The organism is Pseudomonas sp. L5B5 (genome assembly GCF_020520285.1).
Lineage (GTDB): Bacteria > Pseudomonadota > Gammaproteobacteria > Pseudomonadales > Pseudomonadaceae > Aquipseudomonas.
In genome coordinates this window covers 3,153,585-3,170,779 of record NZ_CP084742.1, presented here as the reverse complement: position 1 = coordinate 3,170,779, position 17,195 = coordinate 3,153,585, and the positions used below count along the sequence as shown (strand labels likewise).

15 protein-coding genes are annotated in these 17,195 nt (G+C 63.8%); 8 read left to right on the top strand and 7 right to left on the bottom strand.

What is annotated here, in order from left to right; all coding sequences use genetic code 11:
* Positions 1-9: 9 nt before the first annotated feature.
* The 6 genes from LGQ10_RS14600 to gatC all read right to left on the bottom strand — a co-directional run bounded on the left by LGQ10_RS14600 (position 10) and on the right by gatC (position 5,202).
* Complete coding sequence (locus LGQ10_RS14600) at positions 10-390, bottom strand: carboxymuconolactone decarboxylase family protein (RefSeq protein ID WP_058437429.1); 381 nt, start codon at positions 388-390, stop codon at positions 10-12.
* Positions 387-1,451, bottom strand: a complete 1,065-nt coding sequence (locus LGQ10_RS14595; RefSeq protein ID WP_226526143.1) for a calcium/sodium antiporter — start codon at positions 1,449-1,451, stop codon at positions 387-389. The genes LGQ10_RS14600 and LGQ10_RS14595 overlap by 4 nt, the downstream gene beginning before the upstream one ends.
* A gap of 49 nt (positions 1,452-1,500) precedes the next feature.
* Entirely contained in the window at positions 1,501-1,875 is a 375-nt protein-coding gene (locus tag LGQ10_RS14590; RefSeq protein WP_226525952.1) for a septal ring lytic transglycosylase RlpA family protein, read from the bottom strand.
* Positions 1,876-1,990: 115 nt separating this feature from the next.
* Entirely contained in the window at positions 1,991-3,436 is a 1,446-nt protein-coding gene (gene gatB, locus LGQ10_RS14585; RefSeq protein ID WP_058434362.1) for an Asp-tRNA(Asn)/Glu-tRNA(Gln) amidotransferase subunit GatB, read from the bottom strand.
* 10 nt (positions 3,437-3,446) lie between these two features.
* Positions 3,447-4,898 (bottom strand): Asp-tRNA(Asn)/Glu-tRNA(Gln) amidotransferase subunit GatA, encoded by a 1,452-nt coding sequence (gatA, locus tag LGQ10_RS14580; RefSeq protein ID WP_058434361.1) that lies wholly within the window; start codon positions 4,896-4,898, stop codon positions 3,447-3,449.
* Positions 4,899-4,914: 16 nt separating this feature from the next.
* Positions 4,915-5,202, bottom strand: a complete 288-nt coding sequence (gene gatC / locus LGQ10_RS14575; RefSeq protein WP_022642307.1) for an Asp-tRNA(Asn)/Glu-tRNA(Gln) amidotransferase subunit GatC — start codon at positions 5,200-5,202, stop codon at positions 4,915-4,917.
* A gap of 211 nt (positions 5,203-5,413) precedes the next feature.
* Here gatC and mreB point away from each other — a divergent pair, with 211 nt between their 5' ends.
* The 8 genes from mreB (at position 5,414) to tldD (ending at position 16,572) form a co-directional block, all read left to right on the top strand.
* Positions 5,414-6,451 carry a rod shape-determining protein MreB gene (mreB, locus tag LGQ10_RS14570; RefSeq protein ID WP_022642308.1) on the top strand — a complete coding sequence of 346 codons (1,038 nt, stop codon included), beginning with the start codon at positions 5,414-5,416 and terminating at the stop codon, positions 6,449-6,451.
* A gap of 141 nt (positions 6,452-6,592) precedes the next feature.
* Positions 6,593-7,684: a rod shape-determining protein MreC gene (mreC, locus tag LGQ10_RS14565; protein ID WP_226526142.1), complete on the top strand. Its 1,092-nt coding sequence runs from the start codon at positions 6,593-6,595 to the stop codon at positions 7,682-7,684.
* Positions 7,684-8,175 (top strand): rod shape-determining protein MreD, encoded by a 492-nt coding sequence (gene mreD, locus LGQ10_RS14560; protein WP_058434360.1) that lies wholly within the window; start codon positions 7,684-7,686, stop codon positions 8,173-8,175. The genes mreC and mreD overlap by 1 nt, the downstream gene beginning before the upstream one ends.
* Positions 8,176-8,218: 43 nt before the next feature.
* The gene (locus LGQ10_RS14555; RefSeq protein WP_226525951.1) at positions 8,219-8,812 is read left to right on the top strand and encodes a Maf family protein; all 594 of its coding nucleotides are present in this window, start codon (positions 8,219-8,221) and stop codon (positions 8,810-8,812) included.
* Between the two features lie 56 nt (positions 8,813-8,868).
* Positions 8,869-10,326: a ribonuclease G gene (gene rng / locus LGQ10_RS14550; protein ID WP_058434363.1), complete on the top strand. Its 1,458-nt coding sequence runs from the start codon at positions 8,869-8,871 to the stop codon at positions 10,324-10,326.
* A 75-nt stretch (positions 10,327-10,401) separates the two neighbouring features.
* Complete coding sequence (locus LGQ10_RS14545) at positions 10,402-14,205, top strand: YhdP family protein (RefSeq protein WP_226525950.1); 3,804 nt, start codon at positions 10,402-10,404, stop codon at positions 14,203-14,205.
* Between the two features lie 58 nt (positions 14,206-14,263).
* Positions 14,264-15,103, top strand: a complete 840-nt coding sequence (locus LGQ10_RS14540) for a carbon-nitrogen hydrolase family protein (RefSeq protein ID WP_058435981.1) — start codon at positions 14,264-14,266, stop codon at positions 15,101-15,103.
* A 26-nt stretch (positions 15,104-15,129) separates the two neighbouring features.
* Positions 15,130-16,572: a metalloprotease TldD gene (gene tldD, locus LGQ10_RS14535; protein ID WP_226525949.1), complete on the top strand. Its 1,443-nt coding sequence runs from the start codon at positions 15,130-15,132 to the stop codon at positions 16,570-16,572.
* Positions 16,573-16,623: 51 nt separating this feature from the next.
* Here tldD and yjgA read toward each other — a convergent pair whose 3' ends face one another.
* On the bottom strand, positions 16,624-17,145 hold the full coding sequence (gene yjgA, locus LGQ10_RS14530) for a ribosome biogenesis factor YjgA (protein ID WP_058438680.1): 522 nt from the start codon (positions 17,143-17,145) through the stop codon (positions 16,624-16,626).
* Between the last annotated feature and the right edge of the window lie 50 nt (positions 17,146-17,195).

The window sequence follows — 17,195 nt, the reverse complement described above, 5'->3', positions numbered from 1 at the left end:
CGAGGCGCTTCACTGAGCCGGCTGGTAGGTGTCGATCACTTCCTGGGCGGCGCGAAAGGCGTCGATGGCCGCCGGCACGCCGGCGTACACCGCGCAATGCAGCAACGCCTCGCGGATCTCCTCGACTGTGCAGCCGTTGTTCAGGGCGCCGCGCACGTGGCCCTTGAGCTCCTGTGGACACTTGAGTGCCGTCAGGGCCGCCAGGGTGATCAGGCTGCGGGTCTTGAGCGGCAGGCCTTCGCGGTTCCAGACGCCACCCCAGGCATGCTCGTTGACGAAATCCTGCAAGGGCTGGGTGAACTCGGTGGCGTTGCCCAGGGCGCGGTCGACGAAGGCATCGCCCATGACTTGGCGTCGCATGTGCAGGCCGCTTTTGTTGTTCTCGCTCATGGCATTTCCTTCTTGTGTTGGCGGCGCCAGGCCCGAAGCGAACTGAACAGCAGGAACGCCACCAGCGCTGGCAGGACGAAAAACAGCATCAGGTGCTCCAGCTTGCCCGCCAGGGGCATGCCGGTGGTGAAGGACATCACGTGCAGCCCGTAGGCCAGGTACAGGCAGAGAAACAGCAGGCCCTCGGCCCGGGTCACGCGGTAGCCGGAATAGAACACCGGCAGGCACAGGATGGCGACACCGAGCAGTACCGGCAGGTCGAAATCCAGGGCATTGGGTGAGACCGACAGCGGCGTTGGCGCTACCAGTGCGGTAAACCCCAGGACCCCCAGCAGGTTGAACAGATTGCTGCCGATCACGTTGCCCACGGCGATGTCACGCTGGCCGCGCAGGGCCGCCAGCAGCGAGGTGGCCAGCTGTGGCAACGAGGTGCTGACGGCGATCACCGTCAGGCCGATGACTCGCTCCGACAGGCCCAGGTCATCGGCCACCGTGATCGCCGCGCCTAGCAGCAGGTGCCCGGCGAACACCAGCAGGCCCAGGCCGAAGAGGATCAGCAGCAGGCTGGCGAGCCAGGGCGCCGGGTGTCTGCGCGCTTGCGGTACTGGAGGGTGCAGGCGGGTGGCGTGGCGGGACTGGCGCGACAGCAGAGCCAGGTACAGCACCAGCGCCCCCAGCAGGATCGCGCCGTCGAACGGGCCCAGGTGCTCGTTGTAGGCAAGGACGAACACCAGCAGGCTGGCGCCGATCATCAGTGGAATGTCCAGGCGTACCAGTTGCCGGGAAACTCGCAGTGGAATGATCAGCGCCGACAGGCCCAGGGTCACCAGGATGTTGAAGATGCTGCTGCCGATCACGCTGCCGACGGCAATGTCGGTGCTGCCACCCAGCGTCGCTTGCAGGCTGATGGCCATCTGCGGTGCGCTGCTGCCGAAGGCGACGATGGTCAGGCCAATGATCAGCGGTCGCACATGCAGGCCTACCACCAGGCGGACTGCGGCGCGCACCAGCAACTCGGCACCGGCAATCAGCATCAGCAGGCCGCTGATGAGCTGGATCAGGCTGAGCAGGGGCAATTCGGCGAAGGCAGTAATGGCTGGGCTCCGGGAGTCAGTCGCTGAGGGCTTGGATGCGTACTTTCGCGGTTCCGCTGCGCAGCATGTCCAACTGCTGGGCGGCACTGCGGGAGAGGTCGATCAGGCGGCCGCGGGTGTGCGGGCCTCGATCGTTGATGCGGACCACGACGCTCTTGTCGTTGGCCAGGTTGGTGACTTGCACGCGGGTGCCGAAGGGCAATTGCCGATGGGCGGCGGTAAGCCCGTGCTGGTCGAAGGCTTCGCCACTGGCGGTGCGTTTGCCGTGATGACGGGAGCCGTAGTAGGAGGCGGTGCCTGTCTCGTCATAACCCCGAGGGTCGATCAGGTGGTTGCTGGAGCAACCGCCGAGCAGGGCGAACAGGGCGCAGGCGCCGAGCAGGGACGGCATGGACAAGCGCCTTGGGCGCTGGGTGGCGGCCCCCGATGGGGGAGACGGGCTTGCCAGTGAAGACGGCGGTACGCAGACCTCGTTTCGACTGGCAAGCCACGGCTTCATGTCCCGGTCAGCCTTCGAGCTTGCTTTTGAGCAGTTCGTTGACTTGCTGCGGGTTGGCCTTGCCCTTGGACGCTTTCATCGCCTGGCCGACGAAGAAGCCGAACATCTTGCCGCGCTTGGCCTCGTCGGCGGCACGGTACTGTTCGACCTGTTCGGCGTTGGCAGCGAGCATTTCGTCCAGCACCGCCGAGATCGCGCCGCTGTCGGTAACCTGCTTGAGGCCGCGCTTGTCGATGATCTCGTCGGCATTGCCTTCGCCGTTGGCCATGGCTTCGAACACGGTCTTGGCGATCTTGCCGGAGATGGTGTTGTCCTTGATCCGCAGGAGCATGCCGCCCAGCTGTTCGGCCGAGACCGGGGCTTCGTCGATTTCCAGGCCCTGCTTGTTCAGCAGGCTGCCCAGTTCGACCATGACCCAGTTGGCGGCGAGCTTGGCGTCACCGGCGATGCTGGCGACCTTCTCGAAGTAGTCCGCCTGCTCGCGGCTGGTGGCCAGGACGCTGGCGTCGTAGACCGACAGGCCGAACTGTTCCTGGAAGCGCTCGCGCTTCTGCGGTGGCAGCTCAGGCAGGGTGGCGCGCACCTGGTCGAGGAAGGAATCCTCGATGACCACGGGCAGCAGGTCGGGGTCGGGGAAGTAACGGTAGTCGTTGGCTTCTTCCTTGCTGCGCATCGGACGGGTTTCGTCCTTGTTCGGGTCGTACAGGCGGGTCTGTTGGATCACCTTGCCGCCGTCCTCGATCAGCTCGATCTGACGACGGATCTCGGTGTTGATGGCCTTCTCGATGAAGCGGAACGAGTTGACGTTCTTGATCTCGCAGCGGGTGCCAAACTCGACCTGGCCCTTGGGACGGACCGAGACGTTGCAGTCGCAACGCAGGGAGCCTTCGGCCATGTTGCCGTCGCAGATGCCCAGGTAGCGCACCAGGGCGTGGATCGCCTTGACGTAGGCCACGGCTTCCTTGGCGTTGCGCATGTCAGGCTCGGAGACGATTTCCAGCAGCGGCGTGCCGGCACGGTTCAGGTCGATGCCGGTGGCACCGTTGAACTCTTCGTGCAGGCTCTTGCCGGCGTCTTCTTCCAGGTGCGCGCGGGTGATCCCGACACGTTTCATCGTGCCGTCTTCCAGGGGGATGTCCAGGTGGCCCTTGCCGACGATCGGCAGTTCCATCTGGCTGATCTGGTAGCCCTTGGGCAGGTCCGGGTAGAAGTAGTTCTTGCGGGCGAACACGTTGTGCTGGCCGATCTCGGCGTCGACCGCCAGACCGAACATCACTGCCATGCGCACCGCTTCCTGGTTCAGCACCGGCAGCACGCCGGGCATGCCCAGGTCGATCAGGCTGGCCTGGGTGTTGGGCTCGGCACCGAAGGCGGTGGAGCTACCGGAGAAAATCTTCGATTGAGTGGTGAGCTGGGTATGAATCTCCAGCCCGATCACGACTTCCCATTGCATGTGTGTCTCCTCAGAAGCCGGTTGGGGTGCGGGTGTGCCAGTCAGTGTTCAGCTGATACTGGTGCGCAACGTTGAGCAAGCGGCCTTCCTGGAAGTACGGGGCGAGCAGTTGCACGCCGACCGGCAAGCCGTCGACGAAACCGGCCGGCATCGACAGGCCCGGCAGGCCGGCGAGGTTGGCGGTGATGGTGTAGACGTCTTCCAGGTACGCAGCGATCGGGTCGCTGTTCTTGGCACCGAGCTTCCAGGCCGGGTTGGGCGTGGTCGGGCCGAGGATGACGTCGACTTCGTTGAACGCGGTCATGAAGTCGTTTTTCACCAGGCGGCGGATCTTCTGCGCCTTGAGGTAGTAGGCATCGTAGTAGCCGGCGGACAGCGCATAGGCGCCGACCATGATCCGGCGCTGCACTTCGCTGCCAAAGCCTTCGCCACGGGAGCGCTTGTACAGGTCCTCGAGGTTTTCCGGGTTCTCGCAGCGGTAGCCGAAGCGCACGCCGTCGAAACGCGAGAGGTTGGAAGAGGCTTCCGCCGGGGCGATCACGTAGTAGGCAGGAATCGCGTGCTGCATGTTCGGCAGGCTGATGTCCTTGATCACCGCACCGAGCTTTTCCAGCTCCTTGATGCTGGCATGGATCAGGTCGGCAATGCGCGGGTCGAGGCCGGCGCTGAAGTATTCCTTCGGCACGCCGATGCGCAGGCCCTGCAACGAGCCATTGAGGCCGGCGCTGTAGTCCGGGACCGGTTCATCGATGCTGGTGGAGTCGTTCGGGTCGAAGCCGGCCATGCCTTGCAGCAGGATCGCGCAGTCTTCGGCGGTACGTGCCAGGGGGCCGCCCTGGTCGAGGCTGGAGGCGTAGGCAATCATGCCCCAGCGGGAAACACGCCCGTAGGTCGGTTTCAAGCCGGTGAGGTTGGTGAAGGCCGCAGGCTGGCGAATCGAACCACCGGTATCGGTGGCCGTGGCGGCAGGCAACAGGCGAGCGGCAACGGCTGCGGCGGAACCACCGGACGAACCGCCCGGTACATGTTCCAGGTTCCACGGGTTCTTCACCGCGCCGTACCAGCTCGACTCGTTGGCCGAGCCCATGGCGAACTCGTCCATGTTGGTCTTGCCCAGGGTCACGGTGCCGGCGGCAGCCAGGCGGGAGACCACGGTGGCATCGTAGGGCGCCTTGAAGTTGTCGAGCATCTTCGAGCCACAGCTGGTGCGGATGCCCTGGGTGCAGAACAGGTCCTTGTGGCCGATCGGCGCGCCCAGCAGGGCGCCACTCTCGCCGTTGGCGCGACGGGCGTCGGCAGCCTTGGCCTGGGACAGTGCCAGGTCTTCGGTGAGGCTGATGAAGCTGTTGATCTGCGGGTCGAGCTGGGCGATGCGAGCCAGCAGGGTCCGGGTCAGTTCTTCGGAGGAGAATTTCTTGTCGGCGAGTCCGCGGGCGATCTCGGCCAGGGTCATGTGGTGCATTGCAGGCTCTTTCCCTTTAGTCGATGACTTTCGGAACCAGGTACAGGCCGTTTTCGACCGCTGGCGCGATGGACTGGTAGGCCTCGCGATGATTGGACTCGGTCACAACGTCTGCGCGCAGGCGCTGGCTGGCTTCCAGGGGGTGGGCCAGGGGCTCGATACCGTCGGTATCGACTGCCTGCATTTCATCCACCAGCCCCAGAATGCTGTTCAGGGCGGAGGTGATGTGTGGAAGATCGCCTTCATTGAGCTTGATGCTGGCCAAATGAGCGATTTTTTCCACATCGGAGCGTTCAAGCGCCATGGGATTCTCCAGTGGAAAACAAAAGCGGATATTGTCCGCGTGTCAGATTGTCGGAACACTACCGCATTTCTACGGTCTTACGGCCGCGATTGTGGGGGTTGGTGCACAGAAAAGCCGCCAATTTAACATATTGGCGCCTTGCCCAAAATCCCTGTCGTTGTTAGAGTTTGCCGCACTTTTTTACCCACGCGTTGCCTAGGGTCCCTTTCCCATGTTCAAGAAACTGCGTGGCATGTTTTCCAGCGATCTTTCCATTGACCTGGGCACTGCCAACACCCTTATTTACGTGCGCGAGCGCGGTATTGTCCTCAATGAACCCTCTGTCGTTGCCATCCGGACCCACGGTAATCAGAAAAGTGTTGTGGCGGTTGGTACCGAAGCCAAACGCATGCTCGGCCGTACGCCGGGCAACATTGCTGCCATTCGTCCGATGAAGGATGGCGTGATCGCCGATTTCAGCGTCTGCGAGAAGATGCTGCAGTATTTCATCAACAAGGTTCACGAAAACAGCTTCCTGCAGCCCAGCCCGCGAGTGCTGATCTGCGTTCCATGCAAGTCCACCCAGGTCGAGCGTCGCGCCATCCGTGAATCGGCCCTCGGTGCCGGTGCCCGTGAAGTGTTCCTGATCGAAGAACCGATGTCGGCTGCCATCGGCGCCGGCCTGCCGGTCGAGGAAGCCCGCGGCTCGATGGTCGTGGACATCGGTGGTGGCACCACCGAAATTGCCCTGATTTCCCTGAACGGCGTGGTCTACGCCGAGTCCGTACGCGTTGGCGGCGACCGCTTCGACGAAGCCATCGTCACCTACGTGCGTCGCAACTACGGCAGCCTGATCGGCGAGTCCACCGCCGAGCGCATCAAGCAGGAAATCGGCACCGCCTACCCGGGCGGCGAAGTGCGTGAAGTCGACGTTCGCGGCCGCAACCTGGCCGAGGGCGTGCCACGTGCCTTCACCCTGAACTCCAACGAAGTGCTGGAGGCTCTGCAGGAGTCCCTGGCCGCCATCGTTCAGGCAGTGAAGAGCGCCCTGGAGCAGTCGCCCCCGGAATTGGCGTCGGATATCGCCGAGCGCGGCCTGGTGCTGACCGGTGGAGGCGCATTGCTGCGTGACCTGGACAAGCTGCTGGCCCAGGAAACCGGCCTGCCGGTGATCGTCGCCGAAGACCCGCTGACCTGTGTCGCTCGCGGCGGTGGCCGTGCATTGGAAATGATGGACAAACACACCATGGACCTGCTCTCCAGCGAATAACTTCGCTGCGGGCATCTATGCTGTTGCGCTCACAGGCAGCACTTTGCAGTGCTGCCTGTCGCGTTTATCTTCTGTCAATCGTATCCAGGCCGGTTCGATGCCTTATGAATAGACACAACATTTGCCTGGGAGGAGCGGCCTATTAAACCGCTTTTCGCCAAAGGCCCCTCATTGGGCGTGCGCCTCCTGGTGCTGGTCGTACTGTCGATCGCACTGATGGTGGTCGACGCGCGCTTCACACTGCTCAAGCCAGTGCGTAGCCAGATGTCGCTGGTGCTGATGCAGTCGTACTGGATCACCGATCTGCCGCAGCGCCTGTGGCAAGGCGTGGCCAGTCAGTTCGGCAGTCGCACCGAACTGGTCGCTGAAAACGAAAAACTCCAGACCGAGAACCTGCTGTTGCAGGGGCGCTTGCAGAAGCTTGCGGCCCTGACCGAGCAGAACGTGCGCCTGCGCGAGTTGCTCAACTCTTCGGCGCTGGTCAACGAGAAGGTTGAAGTGGCCGAATTGATCGGCATGGACCCCAACCCCTTCACTCACCGCATCCTGATCAACAAGGGCGAGCGTGATGGCGTGTTCCTGGGGCAACCGGTGCTCGATGCCCGTGGCCTGATGGGCCAGGTGGTGGAGTTGATGCCCTACACTTCACGCGTCCTGCTGCTCACCGATACCACCCACAGCATTCCCGTGCAGGTCAATCGCAACGGCCTGCGCGCCATTGCCAGCGGTACTGGCAATCCGGAGCGCCTGGAACTGCGCCACGTGGCCGATACCGCGGATATCAAGGAAGGCGACCTGCTGGTCAGTTCCGGCCTGGGGCAGCGTTTCCCCGCCGGCTACCCGGTGGCCACGGTCAAGGAGGTGATCCACGATTCCGGCCAACCGTTCGCCATCGTTCGTGCGGTGCCCACTGCAGCGCTGAACCGCAGCCGTTACCTGCTGCTGGTGTTCAGCGATTCACGCACGGCGGAGGAACGGGCCAACGATGCGGCCCAGGCCCAGGAGGCCCTCGACCAGCAAGGTGGTTCCGCCGCGCCTGTCGTGCCGGCCACGGTAGCCAAGCCGACGGCGGCGCCTGCGGCTGCTCCGGCCAGCGCACCAGCTGCCGCGCCAGCGACCCCGGCCAAGCCCGCGGCCCATGCTCCGGCCAGGCCGGTTCATAAACCTGTGGTGAAGCCTGCGGCCACCAAGCCGCCAGCCGCAGCACCGGCCACCACCGGAGGAAGAGAATAATGGCGGGCACGACCTATTCGAGTAATGGCTGGATCGTCTGGCTGACGTTCCTGGTGGGCATGCTGCTCAGCGTGTCGCCGATGCCTCAGTTCATGGAAATCCTGCGGCCCCTGTGGTTGGCCTTGCTGCTGGCATTCTGGAGCCTGGCCCTGCCGCACAAGGTGGGGATGGTCACCGCCTGGTGCCTGGGATTGGCCATGGATGTGCTGTACGGCACGTTGCTGGGGCAGAACGCCTTGATCCTGACGCTGATCACCTTCCTGGTGCTGTCCTTGCAGCAACGCCTGCGGATTTTTCCGATTTGGCAGCAGAGCCTGGTGATCCTGGTGATCCTCGGCCTGGCGCAGCTCATGCAGCTGTGGCTCAGCGCCCTGACCGGCAATCGCCAGCCGACCCTGGCAGTGGTCCTTCCTGCCCTGGTCAGCGCCTTGTTGTGGCCCTGGGTCAGCTTCGGCCTGCGCGGCTTGCGCCGACGGTTCAAGATCAATTAAGCCGGTCAGGCATTGGCCCGCACCTGGACAGGGAGATGTCTTGATGAATCCGCTCTACCTCGCTTCCGGTTCGCCGCGTCGGCGTGAGTTGCTCACGCAGATCGGCGTGCCGTTCACCGTCATTGCCGCGGACATCGACGAGACCCCCCTGGCGGGTGAATCCCCTGCTGCTTATGTCGAGCGCCTGGCCCGTGGCAAGGCCGCGGCCGGTCGTGCGACGCTGGGCGGGATCGCAGGCTGCGTGCTGGGCGCCGATACCGCGGTGGTGCTCGATGGCCGGATTCTTGGCAAACCGCAGGATCAGGCCGATGCCCTGGCGATGCTCATGGCCCTGTCCGGCCGCGAGCATGAGGTGCTGACGGCCGTGGCCCTGCTCGACGGCCAGCGCAGTCAGGCTCGGGTGGTGCGCAGCCTGGTGCGGTTCCGAGCGATCGCCGAACAGGAGGCGACACGCTACTGGGCCAGCGGCGAACCTCGGGACAAAGCGGGCAGTTATGCGATCCAGGGGCTTGCAGCGGTGTTTGTGGCAGGGCTCAATGGCAGTTATTCCGCCGTGGTCGGCTTGCCGGTGTGCGAAACCGCAGAGCTGCTCGGTGATTTCGGTATTTCCTGCTGGCAAGACATCCCAGCGCATTAAGGCATCCCATTCGACCCATGCGGCCCTCCATGAACACCTCCGAACGAGACACTGCCATGAGTGAAGAGATTCTGATCAACATCACGCCGATGGAATCACGGGTGGCTGTGGTCGAAAACGGAGTGCTGCAAGAGGTTCATGTCGAGCGCACCCAGCGTCGCGGCATCGTCGGCAATATCTACAAGGGCAAGGTTGTGCGCGTGCTGCCCGGCATGCAGGCGGCCTTCGTCGACATCGGCCTGGATCGTGCCGCCTTCATCCATGCCTCGGAGATTTCCGCTCGCGAAGGCTCGGCGGTGGAGAGCATCAGCGCATTGGTGCATGAAGGGCAGAGCCTGGTGGTGCAGGTCACCAAGGACCCCATCGGTACCAAGGGCGCACGCCTGACCACTCAGCTGTCGATCCCGTCGCGCTACCTGGTGTACATGCCGCGCACCGCCCACGTCGGTATCTCGCTGAAGATCGAGGACGAGGGCGAGCGCGAGCGCCTCAAGCAGGTGGTCAGCGACTGCGTGGCCCAGGAGGGGATCCAGGAGGCCGGTGGTTTCATCCTGCGCACGGCGGCCGAAGGCGCCGGGGCCGATGAGATCATGATGGACATCCGTTACCTGCGCAGGCTCTGGGACCAGATTGGCGCGCAGATCAAGACCATTGGCGCACCCAGTGTGATCTACGAGGACCTGGGGCTGGCCTTGCGTACCCTGCGAGACCTGGTGAGCCCGAAGATCGAGAAGATTCGCATCGACTCCCGGGAAACCTTCCAGAAGACCACTCAGTTCGTTGCTGAACTGATGCCGGAAATCGCCGATCGCCTCGAGCATTATCCAGGCGAGCGACCGATCTTCGACCTGTACGGGGTCGAGGACGAAGTCCAGAAGGCCCTGGAGCGCAAGGTGCCGTTGAAGTCCGGTGGTTACCTGGTGGTCGATCCGGCCGAGGCCATGACCACCATCGACGTCAACACCGGCGCCTTCGTCGGCCACCGCAATCTCGAAGAGACCATCTTCAAGACCAATCTGGAGGCGGCCACCGCCATTGCCCGGCAACTGCGCCTGCGCAACCTGGGCGGGATCATCATCATCGACTTCATCGACATGGAGGACGAAGAGCATCAGCGCCAGGTGCTGCGGACCCTGGAGAAGCAGCTGGAGCGTGATCACGCCAAGACCAACATCATCGGCATCACCGAGCTGGGGTTGGTGCAGATGACTCGCAAGCGCACCCGGGAAAGTCTGGAACAGGTGCTCTGCGAGCCCTGCAGCAGTTGCCAGGGGCGGGGTAAGTTGAAGACCCCGGAAACCGTCTGTTACGAGATATTCCGCGAAATCCTCCGTGAAGCCCGGGCTTACCAGGCAGAGGGGTATCGGGTACTGGCCAATCAGAAGGTCGTCGATCGTTTGCTGGATGAAGAGTCGGGCAACGTCGCGGAGCTGGAGGGTTTCATCGGTCGCACCATCAGGTTCCAGGTCGAAACCATGTATTCCCAGGAACAATACGACGTGGTGCTGCTCTGATTCCGCGTGTTCTACATGATTGGAAACGGCTGGCTTCAGCTTTTTGCATGACATTTGCCATGGGAGCCAACTGAAATGGAGCGGCTGATCCGCCTGTTCACCACACTGATCCGCTGGGGGCTGGGCCTCTGCACGCTGGCATTGGTGGTGACTGCCCTGTACGTCAGTCTGGGGCGCGAGCTGACCCCGCTGGTGGCCGAATACCAGGCCGAGGTCGAGGCCAAGGTCCAGGAGGCCGTCGGCCTGCCGGTGCATATCGGTAGCCTGGAGGGACGCTGGAGCGGCTTGTCGCCAATTCTGCTGGCCCATGACGTGAGCGTGGGCGAGGGGACCAATGCCCTGCGCCTGGACCGCGTGAGCGTGGCCCCGGACATGCTTGGCAGCTTGCTCGCCCGTGACTTGCGGATCGGCCACCTGGAACTCAGCGGCCTGAGCCTGAGCGTCAAGGAGGGCGCGGACGGTCAGTGGAAGTTGGAAGGACTGCCCGTGCAGCAGGACCAGCCCATGGACCCCGAGCAACTGTTGTCGCGCTTGCAACAGCTGGCGGAGCTGTCGGTACTGGACAGCCAGGTCACCTTGCTTCCCCGCGATCACCCGCCCATCGCCCTGGCCTATGTGGGCCTGAACTTGCGCACCGGGCCCAGCCGCCAGCGCCTTGACCTGCGCCTGAACCTGCCGGACGGCCAACCCCTGGCCCTGAACCTGCGGACTCGGATCCGTGCCGATGCCTGGCGCGACGCCCAGGCCGATCTGTACCTGAGCCTGCCGCAAAGCGACTGGTCGCGCTGGCTGCCGGCCCGCCTGACCCAGCAGTGGAAGCTCGCGGAACTCAAGGCCGGTGGCGAGCTGTGGCTCAACTGGGGCCAGCGAACCGTACAGAGCGCAGCGCTGCGCTTGAACGCCCCGCAATTGACCGGCGCCTATGCCGAGCGAACCCCGGTAACCCTGAAGAACCTGGCCCTCGATGCTTATCTTCAGCGCGATGCCCGGGGCCTGCGGGTACAGCTGGACTCCCTGGCACTGAACCTTGGCCAGACCCGCTGGGAGTCGCGCCTGCAAGTGCAGCAACGCAACGCCAGTGGCCAGGATGAGGAGCTCTGGCATCTGCAGGCCGATCGCCTGGACCTGACCCCCATTACCCCGATCCTCGATGCGCTGGCGCCATTGCCCGAAGGTGTGGCCACCGCCATCGATCACCTGAAGGTCACCGGTGGGCTGCGCAATGTGCTGCTGGATTATCGGCCCCAGGCCACCGGCGATGAGCGCCTGAGCTTTGCCGCCAATCTCGACCGGGTCGGTTTCGATGCCTATCACGGTGCTCCTGCTGCACGTAATGTCAGCGGCAGCATCAGTGGCAACCTGGGCAAGGGCGAGTTGCGCATGGACAGCAAGGACTTTTCCCTGCATCTGTATCCGATCTTCGCCAAGCCCTGGCAGTACATCCAGGCCAACGCCACCCTGACCTGGAAGCTCGACCAAGAGGGCTTCACCCTGATCGCCCCGTACCTGAAGGTGCTGGGCGAGGAAGGCAAGATCGCCGGCGATTTCCTGATCCGCCTGCACTTCGATCATACCCAGGAAGACTACATGGACCTGCGGGTCGGCCTGGTGGACGGCGATGGACGCTATACCGCCAAGTACCTGCCCCAGTTGCTCAATCCGGCAGTGGACGAATGGCTGCGTACGGCGATCCTCAAGGGCGCGGTAGACCAGGGTTTCTTCCAGTACCAGGGGTCGTTGAACCACGACGCGATCGAGGCGGCCCGCAACATCAGCCTGTTCTTCAAGGTGCACGACGCCGAACTGGCCTTCCAGCCGGGCTGGCCGCACCTGACCAAGGTCAATGGCGATGTATTCATCGAGGGCAGCCGGGTACGCATCGTCGCCAGCAAGGGCCAACTGCTCGACACCCGGCTGCGTGACGTCTTCGTCAATATCCCCCATGTACCCAGCGGCCAGAGCTCGCACATGTACATCGATGGCGCCTTTGCCGGCGGCCTGGGCGATGGCCTGAAGATTCTCCAGGAGGCGCCGATCGGCACCGGCTCGACCTTTACCGGCTGGCAGGGCGAGGGCGACCTGCAGGGCAAGGTGGACCTGGATATCCCCCTGGCCAAGGGCGATGAGCCCAAGATCGTGGTGGACTTCAAGACCGACAAGGCACGCCTCAAGCTCAGTGAGCCGGAACTGGAACTGACCCAGCTCAAGGGCGACTTCCGTTTTGACAGCACCAAGGGCCTGAGCGGCGACGGTATCAGCGCCCAGGCTTTCGATCGGCCAGTGACAGCGCAGATCTTTGCCGATGGCCGCCCCGGGAAACCCAACACCCGGGTCGTGGCCAAGGGGCAGGTGGCGGTCAAGAAACTCACCGACTGGCTGAAGGTCGGCCAGCCGCTGCCGGTCTCCGGTGAGCTGCCGTATCAGTTGCAGTTGAATCTCGATGGTGCCGACAGCCAGCTGATGGTCAGCTCCAGCCTCAAGGGCCTGGCGGTGGATCTGCCGGCGCCGTTCGGCCTGTCCGCCAATACCGGGCGCAACAGTGTGCTGCGCATGACCCTGCAAGGGGCCGAGCGCCGCTACTGGTTCAGCTATGGCGACCTGGCCGGCTTCACCTTCGCGGCCCCCGGCGGCAAATTCGCCGAAGGGCGGGGCGAGCTGTTCCTTGGTGGCGGCGAGGCCCAGCTGCCGACCATCAAGGGCTTGCGGGTGCGGGGCGTGTTGTCCGAGCTCGATGTCGAGCCCTGGAAGGCCCTGGCCGACCGCTATGCCGGGCAGGACCCGGGCGGGAGTGCCGAGCAACTGCTCAGCAGCGCGGACTTCAAGGTCGGCAAGCTCACTGCCTTCGGCACCACCCTGGACCAGGTCGACCTGCTGCTGACTCGCAAGCCCAGCGCCTGGGAACTGCAGATTGCCAGCCAGCAGGCCAAGGGCAGTGTCGGCATTCCCGATGCCAAGGCGGCGCCCATGGTCATCGACATGCAGTACGTGCGCCTGCCGGCTGTCGACCCGACGGTCCAGGCCGATGAAAACGCCCCTGATCCCCTGGCGTCGGTCGATCCGAAGAACGTGCCGGCGCTGGACATCTCCATCGTCCAGCTGTTCCAGGGCCCGGACCTGATCGGTCGGTGGGCGCTCAAGGTACGACCTACGCCCAAGGGCATGTCGTTCAATGGCCTGAACCTCGGGCTCAAGGGCATGCTGCTCGAGGGCGAGGGGGGCTGGGAGGGCCAGGCGGGTGCCAGCACCAGTTGGTACCGTGGCCGCATTGGCGGCAAGAACCTGGCTGACGTGCTCAAGGGCTGGGGTTTTGCGCCCACCGTGACCAGCGAGAACTTTCACCTGGACGTCGATGGCCGTTGGCCCGGGTCGCCGGCCTGGGTGGGGCTCAAGCGCTTCTCCGGCAGCCTGGACGCGACCTTGAACAAGGGCCAGTTCGTCGAGGTCGAGGGCGGTGCCCAGGCGCTGCGAGTGTTCGGCCTGCTCAACTTCAACTCCATCGGTCGGCGCCTGCGCCTGGACTTTTCCGACCTGTTCGGCAAGGGCTTGAGCTACGACCGAGTGCGCGGTGTGCTGGCGGCGAGCAATGGCATCTATGTGACCCGTGAACCCATCGCCCTCACCGGACCCTCGAGCAACCTGGAGCTCAACGGCACCCTGGACATGGTGGCCGATCGAGTGGACGCCAAGCTGCTGGTGACCCTGCCTGTGACCAACAACCTGCCGATCGCTGCGCTGATCGTCGGAGCGCCGGCGGTAGGCGGGGCGCTGTTCCTGATCGACAAGCTGATCGGTGACCGCGTGGCCCGTTTTGCCAGCGTCAAGTACAACGTCAAGGGCCCGTGGAAAGAACCGAAAATCACCTTCGACAAGCCGTTTTGAGCGTTCCCGGCCTGTGCCCATGGAGTAGCATGACGCTCTACCCGATTTGGAGTGCGCCATGTCTCTTGCGGTGATTCAAATGGTCAGCCAGAGCGATGTTTCAGCCAATCTGGCGCAGGCCCGCAGCCTGCTGGAACAAGCCGCCAGCGGCGGTGCGAAGCTTGCGGTACTGCCGGAAAACTTCGCCGCCATGGGCCGTCGGGACATGGCGGCCATCGGTCGTGCCGAAGCCCTGGGCGAAGGTCCGATCCTGCCCTGGTTGAAACAGGCCGCCCGCGACCTCAGGTTATGGATAGTCGCCGGCACATTGCCGCTGCCTCCCCAGGACCAGCCCGAGGCCAAATCCAATGCCTGCTCGCTTTTGGTCGATGACCAGGGGCATGTGGTGGCGCGCTACGACAAATTGCATCTGTTCGATGTCGATGTGGCGGACAATCGCGGGCGCTACCGGGAATCCGATGACTATGCTCATGGGAATCGGGTAGTGGTGGCGGATACGCCGATGGGGCGCCTGGGGCTGACAGTCTGCTACGACTTGCGTTTTCCCGAGCTCTATAGCGAGTTGCGCGCCGCCGGTGCCGAGTTGATCACCGCGCCCTCGGCCTTTACCGCCGTGACCGGGGCCGCCCACTGGGAGGTGCTGATTCGCGCCCGGGCCATCGAGACCCAGTGCTACTTGCTGGCGGCAGCCCAGGGCGGTGTCCATCCAGGCCCCCGCGAGACCTACGGGCATGCGGCGATCGTCGATCCCTGGGGGCGTGTGCTGGCCGAACGGGAACAGGGTGAAGGCGTGCTGCTGGCCGAGCGCGACAGCAGCGAACAGGCGTCCATCCGGGCGCGGATGCCGGTGTTCAGTCACCGGCGCATTTTCTCGCAAGGCGTTCAACGGCTTGCATAAGTACGACGAATTTAAGGCCAAAACATATGAGCGGGTTGTTGTCCTCAGTCAGTGAACATCTTCTAGCCCCTGGTGGCGTGACCATCGAAAGCCTGCAGGGCGTGCTGGGCGATCTGGCCGGTCCGGGCATCGATGCCGCCGACCTGTATTTCCAGGGGCAGATCTCCGAGTCCTGGTCCCTTGAGGACGGGATCGTCAAGGAAGGCAGCTTCAATCTCGACCAGGGGGTTGGAGTGCGTGCGCAGTCCGGTGAGAAGACCGGTTTCGCCTACAGCAACGCCATCACCCTGGAAGCCCTCGGGCAGGCGGCGCGTGCCGCTCGGTCGATTTCCCGTGCCGGACAGAATGGCAAGGTACAGGCCTTCAGCACTCAGGACGTTGCGCAGCTGTATGCCCCGGACAACCCGCTGGAGGTCATCAGCCGTGCCGAGAAGGTCGAGCTGCTCAAGCGTGTGGACGTTGCGACCCGGGCCCTGGACCCGCGCATCCAGCAGGTCAGCGTGAGCATGGCCGGTGTCTGGGAGCGGATCCTGGTGGCTTCCACCGATGGCGGCCTGGCGGCGGACGTACGGCCGCTGGTGCGCTTCAACGTCAGTGTCATCGTTGAACACAACGGGCGGCGCGAGCGTGGTGGCCATGGCGGTGGCGGACGCACCGACTACCGCTATTTCCTCAGTGAAGATCGTGCCATGGGCTACGCCCGTGAAGCCCTGCGCCAGGCATTGGTGAACCTGGAAGCGATTCCGGCGCCAGCGGGGACCTTGCCGGTGGTGCTGGGCTCGGGCTGGTCCGGGGTATTGCTGCACGAAGCCGTGGGCCATGGCCTGGAAGGCGACTTCAACCGCAAGGGCAGTTCGGCCTACAGCGGGCGGATGGGGGAAATGGTCGCCTCCAAGCTCTGTACCATCGTCGACGACGGCACCCTGGCCGGGCGTCGCGGGTCCTTGAGCGTGGACGACGAAGGCACCCCGACCGAATGCACCACGCTGATCGAGAACGGCGTGCTCAAGGGCTACATGCAGGACAAGCTCAATGCCCGCCTGATGGGCGTGGCGCGCACCGGCAACGGGCGCCGCGAATCCTATGCGCACCTGCCGATGCCGCGCATGACCAATACCTACATGCTCGGGGGCGAAAGTGATCCGGCGGAAATCATCGCTTCGGTGAAGAAGGGCATCTATTGCGCCAATCTCGGAGGTGGCCAGGTGGACATCACCAGTGGCAAGTTCGTGTTCTCCACCAGCGAGGCTTACCTGATCGAAGACGGCAAGATCACTGCACCCGTCAAGGGGGCAACCCTGATCGGCAATGGTCCCGAGGCCATGAGCCGGGTATCGATGGTGGGCAATGACCTGTCCCTGGACAGTGGCGTGGGCACCTGTGGCAAGGACGGTCAGTCCGTACCGGTGGGCGTCGGCCAGCCGACCCTGAAGATCGATGCGATCACGGTGGGTGGCACGGGGGCATGACAGGGGAGGGGCGTCGGATGGGCTGCGAAGGCAACCCATCCGGAGCAAGGTTCAGCGCAGTCCGCGTTGAGCCTCGTCGACGTCGCGGATGTACTTGAAGATCTTGCGGCTGGTGGCGGGTGGCTTGTTATGGGCCACTTCGTGCTGGGCCTGGCGAATCAGGGAGCGCAATTGCTGACGATCGGCCTCGGGGTATTCGCTGACAAACTTCTCCAGCACTCCATCGTCGCCGGCGATCAGGCGGTCGCGCCAACGTTCCAGGTTATGGAAACGTTCGTTGTATTGCCGGGTGGAAGCATCGAGTTGATCAAGCAGTTGCAGGATGGCGTCGGTGTCCTGGTCCCGCATCAACTTGCCAATGAATTGCAGGTGGCGTTTACGGGCGATATGGGCGACATGCTTCGGCGCCTCCGCCAGGGCCCGGCGCAAGCCGTCGGTCAAGGGCAGTTTGGCCTGCAAGTCGGGTTTGAGAGTGGTAAGGCGCTCACCGAGATCAACCAGAGCATGCAGCTCGCGTTTGACCTGGGTTTTGCTTTTCTCCCCATCGAGGGAGTCGTCGTAAGAATCAACCATGGTGGCAGTCCGCAAAGAAACGCCGCCATGATAACCAGTCGAGGGCCGCT